This window comes from Pseudobacteriovorax antillogorgiicola, assembly GCF_900177345.1.
Taxonomy (GTDB): Bacteria; Bdellovibrionota_B; Oligoflexia; order Oligoflexales; family Oligoflexaceae; genus Pseudobacteriovorax; species Pseudobacteriovorax antillogorgiicola.
The window spans coordinates 101,451-115,168 of record NZ_FWZT01000012.1; the positions used below are offsets into that span (position 1 = coordinate 101,451).

15 protein-coding genes are annotated in these 13,718 nt (G+C 46.8%); 11 read left to right on the top strand and 4 right to left on the bottom strand.

What is annotated here, in order from left to right:
* Positions 1–5 precede the first annotated feature (5 nt).
* The 4 genes from B9N89_RS16425 to B9N89_RS16440 all read left to right on the top strand — a co-directional run bounded on the left by B9N89_RS16425 (position 6) and on the right by B9N89_RS16440 (position 4,984).
* On the top strand, positions 6–1,916 hold the full coding sequence (locus B9N89_RS16425; protein ID WP_159455423.1) for a 7TM diverse intracellular signaling domain-containing protein: 1,911 nt from the start codon (positions 6–8) through the stop codon (positions 1,914–1,916).
* A 152-nt stretch (positions 1,917–2,068) separates the two neighbouring features.
* On the top strand, positions 2,069–2,827 hold the full coding sequence (locus B9N89_RS16430) for a hypothetical protein (RefSeq protein WP_132320479.1): 759 nt from the start codon (positions 2,069–2,071) through the stop codon (positions 2,825–2,827).
* Positions 2,828–2,951: 124 nt separating this feature from the next.
* A complete protein-coding gene (locus tag B9N89_RS16435; RefSeq protein ID WP_132320481.1) occupies positions 2,952–4,445 on the top strand; it encodes a glycine--tRNA ligase in 1,494 nt (497 codons plus the stop codon).
* Between the two features lie 131 nt (positions 4,446–4,576).
* Entirely contained in the window at positions 4,577–4,984 is a 408-nt protein-coding gene (locus B9N89_RS16440; RefSeq protein ID WP_132320483.1) for a hypothetical protein, read from the top strand.
* A 130-nt stretch (positions 4,985–5,114) separates the two neighbouring features.
* Here B9N89_RS16440 and B9N89_RS16445 read toward each other — a convergent pair whose 3' ends face one another.
* Positions 5,115–5,693, bottom strand: a complete 579-nt coding sequence (locus B9N89_RS16445; RefSeq protein ID WP_132320485.1) for a hypothetical protein — start codon at positions 5,691–5,693, stop codon at positions 5,115–5,117.
* A gap of 149 nt (positions 5,694–5,842) precedes the next feature.
* Between B9N89_RS16445 and B9N89_RS16450 the strand changes: the two genes are divergently transcribed.
* Entirely contained in the window at positions 5,843–6,169 is a 327-nt protein-coding gene (locus tag B9N89_RS16450; RefSeq protein ID WP_132320487.1) for a metalloregulator ArsR/SmtB family transcription factor, read from the top strand.
* A 54-nt stretch (positions 6,170–6,223) separates the two neighbouring features.
* Positions 6,224–6,610, top strand: a complete 387-nt coding sequence (locus B9N89_RS16455) for a hypothetical protein (protein ID WP_132320489.1) — start codon at positions 6,224–6,226, stop codon at positions 6,608–6,610.
* 13 nt (positions 6,611–6,623) lie between these two features.
* Here B9N89_RS16455 and B9N89_RS16460 read toward each other — a convergent pair whose 3' ends face one another.
* Positions 6,624–8,108, bottom strand: coding sequence for a M17 family metallopeptidase (locus tag B9N89_RS16460; RefSeq protein WP_132320491.1), 1,485 nt, complete (start codon positions 8,106–8,108; stop codon positions 6,624–6,626).
* A 227-nt stretch (positions 8,109–8,335) separates the two neighbouring features.
* On the opposite strand from B9N89_RS16460, the gene B9N89_RS16465 reads away from it, so the two are divergent.
* Genes B9N89_RS16465 through hemJ form a run of 3 tightly spaced genes read left to right on the top strand, consistent with a single transcriptional unit; the run spans position 8,336 to position 10,519 of the window.
* Positions 8,336–9,301 carry an ATP-binding protein gene (locus tag B9N89_RS16465; RefSeq protein ID WP_132320493.1) on the top strand — a complete coding sequence of 322 codons (966 nt, stop codon included), beginning with the start codon at positions 8,336–8,338 and terminating at the stop codon, positions 9,299–9,301.
* Positions 9,298–10,086 carry a hypothetical protein gene (locus tag B9N89_RS16470; RefSeq protein ID WP_132320495.1) on the top strand — a complete coding sequence of 263 codons (789 nt, stop codon included), beginning with the start codon at positions 9,298–9,300 and terminating at the stop codon, positions 10,084–10,086. The genes B9N89_RS16465 and B9N89_RS16470 overlap by 4 nt, the downstream gene beginning before the upstream one ends.
* Positions 10,079–10,519, top strand: coding sequence for a protoporphyrinogen oxidase HemJ (gene hemJ / locus B9N89_RS16475; protein WP_132320497.1), 441 nt, complete (start codon positions 10,079–10,081; stop codon positions 10,517–10,519). The genes B9N89_RS16470 and hemJ overlap by 8 nt, the downstream gene beginning before the upstream one ends.
* A gap of 32 nt (positions 10,520–10,551) precedes the next feature.
* Here hemJ and B9N89_RS16480 read toward each other — a convergent pair whose 3' ends face one another.
* Complete coding sequence (locus tag B9N89_RS16480; RefSeq protein WP_132320499.1) at positions 10,552–10,986, bottom strand: hypothetical protein; 435 nt, start codon at positions 10,984–10,986, stop codon at positions 10,552–10,554.
* Between the two features lie 504 nt (positions 10,987–11,490).
* Here B9N89_RS16480 and hpf point away from each other — a divergent pair.
* Both hpf and B9N89_RS16490 read left to right on the top strand, forming a co-directional pair.
* Positions 11,491–11,922, top strand: a complete 432-nt coding sequence (gene hpf / locus B9N89_RS16485) for a ribosome hibernation-promoting factor, HPF/YfiA family (protein WP_132320501.1) — start codon at positions 11,491–11,493, stop codon at positions 11,920–11,922.
* 90 nt (positions 11,923–12,012) lie between these two features.
* Positions 12,013–12,972 (top strand): GGDEF domain-containing protein, encoded by a 960-nt coding sequence (locus tag B9N89_RS16490; protein ID WP_132320503.1) that lies wholly within the window; start codon positions 12,013–12,015, stop codon positions 12,970–12,972.
* 8 nt (positions 12,973–12,980) lie between these two features.
* On the opposite strand, the gene B9N89_RS16495 is transcribed toward B9N89_RS16490, so the two are convergent.
* Positions 12,981–13,706, bottom strand: coding sequence for a hypothetical protein (locus B9N89_RS16495; protein ID WP_132320505.1), 726 nt, complete (start codon positions 13,704–13,706; stop codon positions 12,981–12,983).
* Between the last annotated feature and the right edge of the window lie 12 nt (positions 13,707–13,718).

Sequence of the window (13,718 nt, forward strand, 5' to 3'; positions counted from 1 at the left end):
TGTCTGTGAACGTCTTACTTATCATTGGGATTTGGCTAACCTCTGCCCTTGCACAAGGTCAGGCGAGCACGCTACTTGTCGATGAAAGGCCGATCACCTATCGAGACATGACGCCCTATATGGAGTTCTTTTGCACCCAAGATAGGCTGAACCTGCAGCAAGCTATGAGCCACCCAAACTATCAGAGCAGTCTGTCCCCAGTGCATTTTAGCTACCGCATTAAAGAAGAGTGTTGGATGAGAGTCACGGTCGACAATCAATCCGCTGTTCGCAAAACACTTCTCTTTGAGCATCAGCAGGCCCTCACCAGTGAGATTCAGCTCCTCCAAGAGCAAAGACCAATCCAAACTATTGGCTACGAACACCCCTTTGACCAGAGGCAAGTGAAGTTCTCTCGCCCAACATTCTCGGTGGACATAAAGCCAGGTTTGCAAACGATTTATTTCAAACAGCGCTCAAAAGATCAAATGTGGCTCCACTTTCATATTTGGACTCCCGAACCATTTCACGAAGCCTTAGCGCTCCGGTACTTTGTCAATGGTGGTTTCGTTTTATTAGCTCTGGGCCTAGCTTGCTATAACCTGATTCAGTTTTCTATTTACCCCAAGGTATCCCTGATCTTCTACGTCTCCTATCTCATTTTTTCTGCGATGAGCCATAGTTTTGTGAATGGCTACCTAAAGCAGTTTATATGGCAAAACCAGAATCTCTACTCCAATCACTTCGGCCTTCTTTCAGTGCAATTGGCATTCCTATCAGCCTACGGCTTTGTCTATACGTTTCTTAACCTCAAACAAAAAATGCCAAAAGCAACCTGGGGAGTTTTGCTATTTTCAAGTATTGCAATCGCTGCCATCTTTTTGAATAGCTTGGGTTACTACACCATTATTGGTGCTATCAACTTAGTCCTTCTGGTCTTCGGCTCGTTCTATCTCTTATTTCTAAGCCTCATACTGGCAATTCGTGGCGATCGTCAGGCCAAGTATTTTTCAGCATCTTGGGGCTGCATGATTGCAGGTGTCATTGTGATTTCATTGACCCTATTTGGTGTTTTGCCTTCCCATCCCTTGACAAGTCACGCGAATCTTTTGGGCGGTAGCCTGCAAATGATTCTTATGAGCTTCGGGATCGCTGACCAGGTGAAGCAGTTTCAGATTCGGATGAAACAGGAGAAAGAACATGCATTCGACCAACTGCAAAAGATGGTCTACCCTCATCAACTCAAAAAAATCAGCCAGGGGATCAACATCGAAGATACCATGCCTTGTCGGAGTGCAAGGGCTGTGGTGATATGTTTCGATATTGTCAACAGTAGCCAGCTAGATCCTAGTTGGTCCAAAGAATTTGTCTCTAAGGTGCTTGGGCGATGCCAAGAGTTGATGGAAGCCAATTTCGACAGCGATACCCTCAGTGCTCGTGCCTATAGAATTAAGGAGCTTGGTGATGGTTTCTTATGCTCCGTTGGCTTCCCTTTCCAAACTCTCGACGACAACAGTCTCGAAGACTCTGCTATAGACCTAGCCCTGGAGTTTGTAGACGCTTTCGAAGAGACAGCACAGGCCTACCAACACACCAACAATCTTTTGTGCTCCGTTGGCATCGCCCGCGGTGACATTGAAGGTTTTTTTACGGTCTCTGGAGCTTGTCACTACGAGCTTTTTGGTAAGGGTATTATCCTGGCTACGCGCTATGAGAACATTCGCAAGAAGTTTGGTATTCAGCGGAGCAAACACCTTGTTACCCTACAAGAAGAAGTCTATATGGCCCTCAGCGCAGATCGCGGAAGTGCTTTCAAGCGCTACGATTTGCACCGAGACCTGATCAGGGACGATCATGGGGCCACTTGTTTCTATTTTAGAAATATTAAGGCAGCAAATCGCTCGTTCACCCCCCTTGCACTTGCAGATGGATTCTAAGCTGGCCAAACCTCAACCCTGCAAAAAAAGGTTAACGATTCAATGACTTGAGGAACTCCTATCATCGCTCACTCAAGCTTCACCTGAAGTGGCCGATCAGAAAGAAGAGTCCCTCACTCCGAAATGGGGCCGGATATAAGACAGGAGGTCTTATGGATCTTAAGATAAAAAATAGAACCTATGTCGCGGCACTCCGAGCGCAGCGTCGTATCGCGCGCCAAACGTCTAGACCCAGTCTAGAGTATGACGATATATCCAACCTTTCTCAGTCATCTAAGACGTCAGACAAAAAAAACCAACATACCAACCATGACGCTGGAGACATCAAACAAGCCCAAAAAACTGCAGGTTTAATCCAAAAACTCAGGGATCTAGCAGAAAGCCAAGACCCCGCCAGTACAGAAGCGGATACCGAGGCTGCAAGGGAATATATGGGTCTTCAGGACGAGATCTATCGCATTGCCCACACGATCGACAAGAACGCTAAGTGGATAGAGCACAGTAACTACGAGGATAGCTTTGTGGAAATTCGCGAGGATTATGGCAACAACTCCTTTAGCTTCGAAGAGCAGCAGAGCTCCAAGGTTATTCGAATCGACCTCAATGAAGACAAAGGCTTTTCTGCAAAGGAGTTTCCGCACCAAGCTAGCAAGGAACCTCCCCAAGAGCCCATTTATCGATTGGACAACGCTCTTTTCGATCTAAACTCTTATCGTGAGTACATTGGTAACCTGAACCAAAAAGCTCGTGATGCAAAACCACAAAAACGTCAAATCGACCAGGATCTTGACTTCTCCAAAGAGTCGGCGTCGTTCATACACGAAACCCTCCGTTGCCCCGTTGAGTCACGAGATGGTAACGGCACCGAAAAGCCAACCGATCTGGCTTTAAGCCTTCTGAACAATACCTAAACCTTCTTAGATCTACCTTGAGCTATCCCGAAGAAAAGTCTATGTTGCCAAGCTAGCCAAGATTATCTTGCTGATATTTATTAACGGAACAAAAACGGGGTCGACGTTGAGCCAACTAGACTTAATGACAAAAATAGTATCACTTTGTAAACGCCGGGGATTTGTTTTTCAAAGTAGCGAAATCTATGGTGGTTTAAAATCTTCTTACGACTACGGCCCCCTTGGTGTTGAACTCAAACGCAATATAGCCGCGGAATGGTGGCGGTCCATGGTGACAGAGAGAGAAGACGTTGTCGGCTTGGATGCCTCGATCATCATGCATCCCAAGGTATGGGAAACTTCCGGCCATGTGTCTGGCTTCTCTGATCCATTAGTAGACTGCTTGAATTGTAAGGAACGTTTTCGTGCTGACAAGGCACCAAAGAAAGAGCCTGGTGAGTCTGTAAGCTTCCGCGAAGGAGGGCGATCCGATGGCAAGAAACTCGAAGCCGCGGTCACCGACAAAGGGTATGTTTGCCCCGTATGTGGTAGCCCCCATATGAGCGATGAGCGACAGTTCAACGGCATGTTTAAAACATCCCTTGGCCCTGTCGATCCACTGGATAAGTTTATCAAAGGAATTCAAGGTAAAGACTTGAGTCAGAAAGAGCTTAGGGCTCAGTTAGAAGAAGCATTGGCATCAACCAATGTCTACTTACGCCCCGAGACAGCCCAAGCGATGTTCGTTCAATTTTTGAACGTGCAACAAACATCGAGCATGAAAGTACCCTTTGGAATCGCTCAGCAAGGAAAATCGTTTCGCAACGAGATTGTAGTTGAGCACTTTATCTTCAGATCCTGCGAATTTGAACAAATGGAAATGGAGTTTTTTGTTGAGCCTGGTACTCAAAAAGAGTGGCTTGAGTATTGGACCAAGACACGACTCGATTGGTACAAGTCTTTTGCAAACTCCCCAGAAAAGTTCGTCCTTCGTCGCCACGATTCCGATGAGCTAGCCCACTACTCTGACGATTGCTATGACGTTGAATACGAGTATCCTTGGGGATTCGACGAGCTTGAAGGCGTGGCGTCCCGTACCGACTACGATTTGAGCCGTCATGCAGCTGCTACTGGAGCAAAACTGAGTTACTTCGATCAAAGCAAGCCAGACCCGGAAACCGGTAAGAACGGCTGGCGCTATACTCCTTATGTGATCGAACCTGCAGCTGGACTAACACGATCCCTCCTCGCCTTTCTTCTTGACGCTTACACAGAAGAAAAAGGAGTCGATAAGAATGGCAAGGAAAAGGTTCGAGTGGTACTCAAGCTTCATCCGAAACTTGCGCCAATTAAAGTCGCAGTTCTGCCATTGATGAAGAAGGACGGGCACCCCGAAAAGGCCCGAGAGATCGTGCAGGCATTCCGCAAGGCTGGAGTTGCTGTGAAGTATGACGAGCAGCAGGCAATTGGCAAGCGCTATGCTAAACACGATGAAATTGGAACACCGTTCTGCCTCACAGTTGATGGCGACACCATGGAAGATGGAACCATAACAATCCGCGACCGTGATACCACTGAACAAGAGCGCGTCTCAGTCGAGGAAGCGATTGCAAGAGTGGTACAACGCCTCAATTCCTGATATTATAGAACAAGTCTAGCTATTTAAATTTGTAGCGCTCACAGTGTGAGCTGCTACACCAGGTTTTTGCCTGGCAATAGGCATTTGAATAGAACGCCTCGGCTCTGCCGAGGGCGCAAAATAAGGTTAATATGAACCAGCGAAATCAGCAGCAGCGGAACAAGGACCGACCCAGCAAAGAAAAGTCGAGCAACTCTAAGGAACGAAGTTCCCGCAACAGACGACGTCGACGTCCGAATCGAGGCCGAAGTCGCGACCCACAAAGTGCTCCCAAAGCTGACCCTGCACCAAAACCAGTGAAGCACATCCCGAAACGTTACGGCGTTGTGTTTTATGATTCGTTTAACGCTGCCAAAGAAGACAGGGAAAACCTCCTCGAAAAAGCCCGAGAGGTTGATCAGCTGAATATCGTCGTGCGGGCTGAGGGACCGATGGATGATCCTGAGCTACTTCAATACGGCAAGCTATACGCTGGAGCCGCTTGGGCCTTGATCCACGATCGAAGGGTTGAGGAAGGCTGGTATAACGAACCTCACTAAACTGCAAAAAATTCTGGGCTGCTATGGCTCTTATAGCAGCCCATGAAGACTAGTATAGCAAGGAGTCCTATATCATCTAGAAATGCTTCTATATGATAATAACCAAAGTTGGCCAATTGGCCAAGCAAACTTAGTATTCCTGAACCATATCGAATTCTTGACTATCTTCAGGGACACTTTCTGACTCTTGGGAAAGGCTCTCGTACTCTTGCTCCACGGGCTCACAAGGCGGATTATCACAGGAGCTCTCAGCGCGGTTAGGAAAGGCGTCCTTCGGAACCGGTTTAAAAATATCCAAGGGCTTACGCTTGGCTTTATCTTCCAATCGCTCCCACGCTAAATTTGTTTTCACAAGAATTTCATCCGGCTCAATATCGTCTAGAGTGTTCGGTGACACAGCGACATTAGTATCCTCGGCAGGTCCTTCAAGCTGCGTGATTTGGAAGTCTTGGCTACCATCAGATACCACAATAAAGTTCCTTCCCAGCTCTACCAAACGCAGGTTTGTGTTAGGTATATAGTCGGCCCCATATAGCGTGTAGGTCTTCCGCTCCCTTTGATCCCGAAGGACTAGCACACTTCGTTCGAGCGGTTGATTTTGATCTACTATCAAACCCACAAGCTTCAGACCAGGCAAAGTTGGCGCAGAGTAAGCCCAAGCATTCGGATCACTACCAATCAACATGAAAAGAACGACGAACTTTAGCACAGCTTAACTCCTTTGGTTCCTTAAACGCGTCGGCAAAACCAGGAGAAACCTAATAGGGAAAAAGTTCCGATCGCCAAATTGAATCGTTGAAATTCACCTAAAATGAGATAAGATCCACCGCAGAATTAGTCTATTGACGGGAGCCATCGTTGGAGCAAAATACATCCACGCGGCGCTTTAAGCTGCTGGCAAATGAACACCGCTTGCAAACCATGCAACTGCTATGGACGAAGGAAATGAATGTTTCTGAGCTTGCTTTGCGGCTAAATATCGAACAAAGCCTTCTGAGTCATCATCTCAGCCTTCTGCGACAAGAAGGCCTTGTTGACACCAAGCGAGATGGCAAAGAAATTTACTACTCACTTCCCCAGGACATCCGCGGCGCTTCACCGGGTGCCCTCAATCTTGGCTGCTGTGAAATTGCCTTCGATCCAGAAAACGAGAAGGAAGCCAGTTTACCTACGCTAGAAAGTTAGGGATAATAGCATTCGATATCGCAGGCCTGATCATTACCAAGCTTGGAGTGAGAAATGCTATTTTACGAAGAGGCCGGGTTTCGCATCTATTGCTTCGTTTTACTTTGCCTCTACCTCATCACCGGGTTTTATGGTGTGCTTTGGGTTTCAGATGAATTTGACTACGAAAGATCGTTATTTTACGGCTTTTTCGCAGTGCCCTTCAGCCTACTTTTTTACGCCCAGACGTGGTATCGACCTCGTTGGTGGCAAACCCACCCCGTTAGTTTTTGGACAACCATCATCATCCTCCTGCTGAGTTTTTCTTGGGGTAATTTTCTGTGGCTCAATGGTATCAGTGGCTCAGAAAAAGCCGTTGTCAACGTCACGATCAACGATGCAGCCTACGAAATTACCCATAGGCGCGGGGGCTTGGATTGGCTCTACAAGCCCCGTTGGTAAAGTTCAACCTTCTTTACTTGCTAAAGAAGTCCTGAGTTATCTGAGACACCAAGCGCACCCCATAGCCAGTACATTCGGTTCCCACATGGGCAAGACCACCTGAGTTTTCAGAAGCTGCTAGATCTATATGAATCCATGGAATGCTGTCGTCCACAAACTCCTTCAAAAAGTAGGCCGCTTCAATGTGATCAACCCCTCCTGAAACTCGACATTGCTTGAGATCAGCAATATCAGATTTCAGACATTCACCGAAATCCTCGTCAAGGGGGAATGGCCAGACTCTTTCTCCAGACTTGCGGCCTGCTTCGATAATCAAAGAGTGCAAATCGTCTCGATTGGTGAAGGCTCCCGAATAGGTCGTGCCAATTGCTCCTACACAGGCTCCGGTCAGAGTCGCGAAATCTAGCATGAGGTCAGCCTTTTCCTTTGACGCTAGGTGCAAGGTATCAGCAAGGACCATCCGACCTTCAGCATCGGTATGCACCACTTCAATAGACTTGCCATTCAAAGCCACCACAACATCATTGGGTCGATAGGCTCGATCACCAATCGAGTTGTCTGAAATTGCCAGATAACAAGTTACGCGATAAGGCCAAGCTTCTTTCACAGCGAGCTGAAATGATGCTAAAGCAAGTGCTGAACCGCCCATATCACCGTGCATCCCGAACATCGAGCCCGCAGATTTCAGGTTGGTTCCTCCAGTGTCGTAGGTGATGCCTTTACCCACTAGAACTAAGTGCTTGCTAGCTCCGTCTGGCTCATAGCTGAGTTTCAATATGCCAGCGTCATGCTCAGGGGAGCCTTGAGCAACAGCGATAAAGGCTCCAGCCTTCATGTCCAGAAGACGATCGAAGTCGTAGAATTCAACATCAACATTCCACTCCTTCGCCATGTCTCTCACATCGTTGATGTAGGTCTCAGGAGTCAGATCATTGCCTGCTCGCAGCGAGAGATGCCGAACGAGGTTCGTGGCCTCTGCCGTGGCCTGAGCCTTTTTTACAACTGCTGATAGTGCGTCGGAATCATGCCCGACCACATCCCATTGGAAGTCTTTTTCCTGCTTACTTTCCTTCGTTCCGTACTTTTTGAATTTGTAATCTTGAACGACTAATGCCGAGGTGAAGACATCAGCGATACCCTCTGCATTCTTCACAAAACGTAAATCTAACAAAAGGTTCTTGGCCCCCCCGTCTTTCACTTTACCAAGAAGCTCTCTGGCATCGCTCAAGCTTTGGAAAGTGTTTCTTTTCTCGCTGGTAAAGACCACCCCCACACGGAGAGTAGGACTCAGATCGAAAGAAAGGGAGTCACCGGATTTACCCTTGCAGTCTGCCCGCTTTGCTACGGTCATAATTGCATCTTTTAGTTCTGCGGGTATTGGTTCAAGCACCTCATCCATAGACTGCCCAAGTTCTGGCAACGTCAGTAGTACTGCGTCATAGGACTCCAGGTCAGGATTGGATTTTTCGTCCAAGACTCTACAACTTTTCACTGTCATCAAATTCCCTTTCTCTTTATGATAAGGTTGTGTAGGTAGTCCCCAAGTGAGGCCGTTCGTATGCTGTCGGCACCCAATTTCAAGATGCGTCTCCAGGAACAGAGTGACATAATAAATCCCACGAGACTGAAGCCAAGTGAAATCTCAGGCGGCTCCTGGAAGAGCAGTTTGCCAGGGTTGACTCATCATCACAAACCATTACGTCGATAACGGTTGGAACCCATAGAATGGTTAAGTTAACAAGAAAACTCAAGCAAGAGCTGACAGAGCCAAAAAGTCAAGATCCTGACTTACTTAAGCAGTCCTACTGTGCTCTACAGCAAAAGCTTAGCTGTTGCGACGGTGTAGGCTACCGGCTCAACCTGAAGGGCGCTTACACTCAAGCAAGCCTATGCGACTGTGTCAGTTCATGCAAGTCTTGCTTTGGTCGAGTCCGTCGCATGGTGGACGGCGTTTCATGTCCCTGCCGTACTCCTAACCCATCTCGAATTGTCAATATACTCAATATGGCTGGCATCCCGTCTCGATATGGAACTGCCAAGCTTGATAAATTTAGCAATTTTACAGGCAACGGTCGTGAGATCCTACAAGCCATCGCAGTGTGGCTCAGGGAGTTTAGCTTAGAGCAACCCAAAGGTCTGCTCCTTGGTGGCCCTGTGGGCGTTGGGAAAACATTTCTTCTATCGGCTATCGCCAAGAACTTCGCTGCTCGGGGACTCACTGTCCGCTTCGTTGACTTCTTCCAGCTTCTCAACGAGCTAAAGGCGGCTTACTCTGATGCCAAGTCTGACGCCAACGTTCTCAAGCCTTTGATCAATGTGGATGTTCTTATCATTGACGAGATGGGCAAGGGCCGCAACAGCGATTGGGAGATGTCCATTCTGGATCAGGTTGTCATGGGGCGCTACAATCAAAACAAAATCGTCGTAGCCTCCACCAATTACGACTTGAAACCTCAAAAAATGGTGCCTTTGGCTCAAAAAGACCTGCTTAACGAAGGTATGAGTGGTGGCTTTAACCTTGATAGTTATGAACCATTAGAAACACGGATCGGTCAGCGGATATACTCCAGGCTTGTGGAAACCTGTATGATCATGGAGCTTTCTGGTAACGATTTCCGAAGGCAATTCATGGAAAGCCATAAGTCTATGTTAAAATCATCGCCCCAGCCAGTGGAGCGGCGAATCACGTGATTTCTCAACGGGGCTGCATTCTCAAGTCCCTCGCCAACCCAATGCTCAATGGGATCCTCTTGGGCCTTGAGTGGCGAGACTATGAACTGCTTGCAAATGACAAACTTTTACCCTGTTGTGAAGGCCGCGGCTTCACCGAAGACCCTCAACACGCGACTCAAATCCGTTGTTCCCTGGTTAAGCGAGTGCGAGCCACAGAAGCCATCCTATACCAGTATATGAAAACGTGGTCCCACTGCCGAGACCTAGCACCGCACAGCATCCACGCCAGCCATAGCGCGCGACTTCTACGACAAGTTGCAGAATCCTTGAAAGGCTATCGTCCACAAGGCTCTGTTGTCAACGGCCGGCAAGGAAAGCCTTCCGACTTTTGGGCCATGGCTCTTGCATCCACCTGGCGCTTTGGAATTCACTCCCATGTGGTTACCCTGAGCAAGGCAACCCCAAAGACCTTGCTCCCTAGCCCGGATAAAGAAAACGATACTCTAGCTATTTTTGTCGAACAGGTGGATAAACTCTGGGACGACAAACAGGCTGCAGCCTTGGAAGCAATTGTAAACTACGCTTACAACAGCAACGCCCTGCTATGGATTGAATTCTGTAAAGAGCAGAGCCACAAGGTAGAGGCCGATAGTTTCTCTTTAGAAGCTAACTTCAAACGACGGATTTCCAACGTTAAGAGCCGATCTCCTTATGAGTTCCTTGATCAGGACTGTGTCTCTAGGCTAAAAAGCCTTTGCTCATTTCCCAAGTCATTTGCTGAAGAAGGATTTGTTTATGATTGAATGGTATCGAGAAATACTTGCACTCCATGTTGTGGCGATTATCAGTTGGATGGCCGGAATTCTCTATCTCTATCGACTCTTGGTATACGCTGCCGAGAGTAGCAAGGATCATGAAAAGGTTGAAAGCCTGCTACAAATCATGTCGCGCAGGCTTTTGAAAGCGATCACCTTGCCAGCCATGGTCGTATCCTGGATCGCTGGGCTTACCATGATTAGTATCAACCCTGGTCTACTTTCGATGCCTTGGATGCATGTAAAGCTTACTAGTGTGGTTTTATTATCAGGATTCACAATGTATGCGGGCAAGCAAGTTCGCTTGTTTAATGAAGGTAAGCCTATTCTATCAGGAAAGGCTTTTCGATTTCTTAATGAAGCCCCTACCCTACTCATGATCATCATCGTAATTATGGTCATCGTCAGGCCTTGGGCTTAGGCCTGACTCTAAAAGCCAGACCTAAACAAAGATTACTTCATTGCTACACATTCTAATGCTGATTGGTTGGTATCGATCAGCTTTTTGGCTTTTTCCTGGCAGAAGGATGGATCAGAATTCGCGGACCAAAGAACATGGTCAGGCTTGTTCTCTGATGGCTTATCATAGTGAACCTCACATTTCTCGCCTTGGTCATTGGCATAGCTGATCCATATGCGGCGAACGATTTCAACCTTCTCTTTTTTGGTTTCTTGGGTGTTGGGGTCCGTTTTCTGCTCCCAGCGAAATCCACGACACTCAGTTTTCATTGTCGGTAGGCTGCCACTAGCCTCTTCTGTGCTTGCTTCGGTGCTTGTTGCCTCTTCAGAGCTTTCCTGTTCCATAGCGTTATCGTCACTCTGACCTTCTTGAGCTAAACTAAGGCTTGATAGGCTCAAGCCAAGAACTAGTGCAATTTTCCGTTTCATATCGACTTCCAACTCTCCATTGTTAAACGAGACGCCTTATTTTTGCATAAGACATAGTCACAGCGAAGGGCAAAAACTACCCAATTCTCGAACAAAGTAACGTTTGGTGGGCATTAGGGCAAGTCGAACTAGAATCGATCAGAACAAAGCCGTGTTCAATACATAGTATTAGATAGACGTCGATAAATTCCTAAAACAAGGAACCGAATTCAAACTGTTTGCCAGAAACTTCAAAATGTATTTAGAATTTTCGAAGTGAGGCTAAAAAACTCCGCAATCACTTAATTTCAATCATTTCCTTTTTATCGAACCACGAACATGTGGTGAATCAAAGCTAATCAAGAAGCACTTTTCGGTTAATTGATCAAAATTTCCAATCGCTCCTGGGCCATACTTATGTTGTTATAAGGAGAGAGTTATGGCGCCATTCAGAAGATCACATCTGTGAACAACTGTCACTAATGTTTAATTTCAAGCGATCTAGCTTGTCATACGAGGTGTCATATGGATTTTCAGTTCTATTTTAAAAAAATGGAAAGCTCCGAAGCACTCAAACTACTCGCCCGCAAGAAACTAACTGATCAACTATTTAAAATCATGGGAACCCCTTCAAAAGTTCATCTAACCTTTTTTGTTGAAGGCAATGCACAAAGCGCTCACTGTTCCATCACAACACGAAACGGCACGAAGTTATATGCAGAGGCAACAAGCGATAATATGTACAACGCCATTGACCTTCTCTGCCATAAACTCTTCGCTCAGGTTCAACGATGTAAAACCAGGGTCCTATCCAAGCAGAAGCGGCGATTTCCCCAGATCGCCCTGCTCAACACTGAATCCGCAGAAGCTACCAACGACGAGTACGCTATCGACGCTGGTGATATTATTAAAATGGAAGCTGCACTAAGGCCTTATCGCGAGAGATTTCTCAACTAGAATCGTAGTTTATCAATAAAATCCTTACATTTTTTGAGCTTTCTCCGATGACCAACAAGACACCATAGCAAAATCGGAGAAAGCTCTTACATGGGAAAGGATGCTTTAGGAAAGGCTCTTATCGTAGCGAACTCTGCTGAGAACCTGATGTGCTACAACCAGATCCTTCGTCGCACGTTTAAGACTAAAAACTCCCCTACCTTTGATAGTACTCTCGATCTGCTCGATGATTTCGAGCCTGATGTAATTATCATAGACGAGATCATTTTCAAATCTTCCGCACTAGAAATATCTCAGGCAATTCGTAGTGATACCGTAGCTAAACACTATCAAGGAATTGTAATTATCGCGGAGCCAAAGACTCCGGATTTGGAAAACCTCAAGCGAGAGAGTGGTGCTGATTATGTGATTCGGCAAAGCCATGTTAACGATATCCTAGAGATGATAGCCCTATCCGCATTACGGGTGAAAGATTTAGAAAATACAAGCCAGGCCTTAATTACCAAACTCGCGATGACTAAGGAAATGGTGAAAGAGCTTGAGGGACAAGACAGTATCACCCGGCTGTACAACCTTCCTTACATCAATCTACTCCTCGAAAAAGAATTTGTTCGCACCATTCGATTCAATGCTCCACTATCAGCGGTTATCATTAGTATCGACCAATTTATTCAGATTAGTCATACAGAAGGGCCTAAGGTGTGCATCAAGATCATTCAGCAGCTCGGAGAAGTACTCAAGAATGAGTTCCGAGACGATGATAAGTTGGGTCGAAGCTGGGGCGGAGAGTTTGTAGGAATTCTTCCGGAAACCGATCATGAAGGTGCTATGATTCTTGCTAGAAGAATCAAAAATATGGTAGCTGAGCGGCAGTATGGGCCCGAAGAAAATAAACGTACCATCACCATTTCTCAGGGCATAGGCAGCTTCAATCCAATGCGGCCAGTTATAAGCGATATTCACGACCTTCTGCTAGAGGCAGAATCGAACCTTTCCGAAGCCAAGAAGATTGGTGTGAATCTTATCTGCTATCAGAAAAATACAGCCTAGGAGCTTCTTTAAAGACGTGAAGACTCACCACCTAGACGATAAAGGATGCTGATATTTACCCCAGACCAGCTCGAAGCTCCTTCTACTTGCTTCTTGACGTTATCCCGGGCTTCTGCTGTGTTGTTGGTGTAGGCTTCATCAAGAAGAAAAGAGCGAGACATTTGTAGCAAAGAAAACTCGATTCCCCACTTATCCCAAAAGTAGGAATAGCCGAGCTTGGCGCCGAGAGTCATGCCCAAATGTGAATAGTCACTGGTCAGTGAGCTCGTGACAGAATCATCTTCCGAATCCGAGCCCTGGGGACGAATATCGCCACTCCAAGTATTCAGCTGACCACCTACTTCGTAGTAAAAGGAGCCAAAACTGGTGAAATAGTGGCGAAAGCCGAGGGATAAAGTTCGCGCCTTACTGTCTATGTAATAGCTCGTCCCCTTGCTGTCTGTGTCGGTAAATTCAAAATTTCCTCCTCCTAGGCTCGCCACCCAAATCATATTGGGGCCCTGAGACCAGGCTGCCGACAGGTTGAGAAATTGCCAGGGGTTGACGTTCCCAAAGCCAAGACTGAGCCAGGACTGAAACGACTGCCGGAGTTCGGACTGAGTATAACCGAGAATCTCATCATCATCAGTCAGCTCAACTGCTGATGCATCCACCGGACCTGACTGATCAGCATAGCAAATTGACGTAAAATCAAGCTGAAGTATTAGCAAGACAAAGACAAAAAAACGGTGCAAAATCATCCCCCT

Coding starts and splice junctions, on each gene's coding strand:
- B9N89_RS16430 (WP_132320479.1), top strand. CDS start 2,069: ATGGATCTTAAGATAAAAAATAGAACCTATGTCGCGGCACTCCGAGCG.
- B9N89_RS16435 (WP_132320481.1), top strand. CDS start 2,952: ATGACAAAAATAGTATCACTTTGTAAACGCCGGGGATTTGTTTTTCAA.
- B9N89_RS16440 (WP_132320483.1), top strand. CDS start 4,577: ATGAACCAGCGAAATCAGCAGCAGCGGAACAAGGACCGACCCAGCAAA.
- B9N89_RS16455 (WP_132320489.1), top strand. CDS start 6,224: ATGCTATTTTACGAAGAGGCCGGGTTTCGCATCTATTGCTTCGTTTTA.
- B9N89_RS16460 (WP_132320491.1), bottom strand. CDS start 8,108: ATGACAGTGAAAAGTTGTAGAGTCTTGGACGAAAAATCCAATCCTGAC.
- B9N89_RS16465 (WP_132320493.1), top strand. CDS start 8,336: ATGGTTAAGTTAACAAGAAAACTCAAGCAAGAGCTGACAGAGCCAAAA.
- hemJ (WP_132320497.1), top strand. CDS start 10,079: ATGATTGAATGGTATCGAGAAATACTTGCACTCCATGTTGTGGCGATT.
- B9N89_RS16480 (WP_132320499.1), bottom strand. CDS start 10,986: ATGAAACGGAAAATTGCACTAGTTCTTGGCTTGAGCCTATCAAGCCTT.
- hpf (WP_132320501.1), top strand. CDS start 11,491: ATGGATTTTCAGTTCTATTTTAAAAAAATGGAAAGCTCCGAAGCACTC.
- B9N89_RS16490 (WP_132320503.1), top strand. CDS start 12,013: ATGGGAAAGGATGCTTTAGGAAAGGCTCTTATCGTAGCGAACTCTGCT.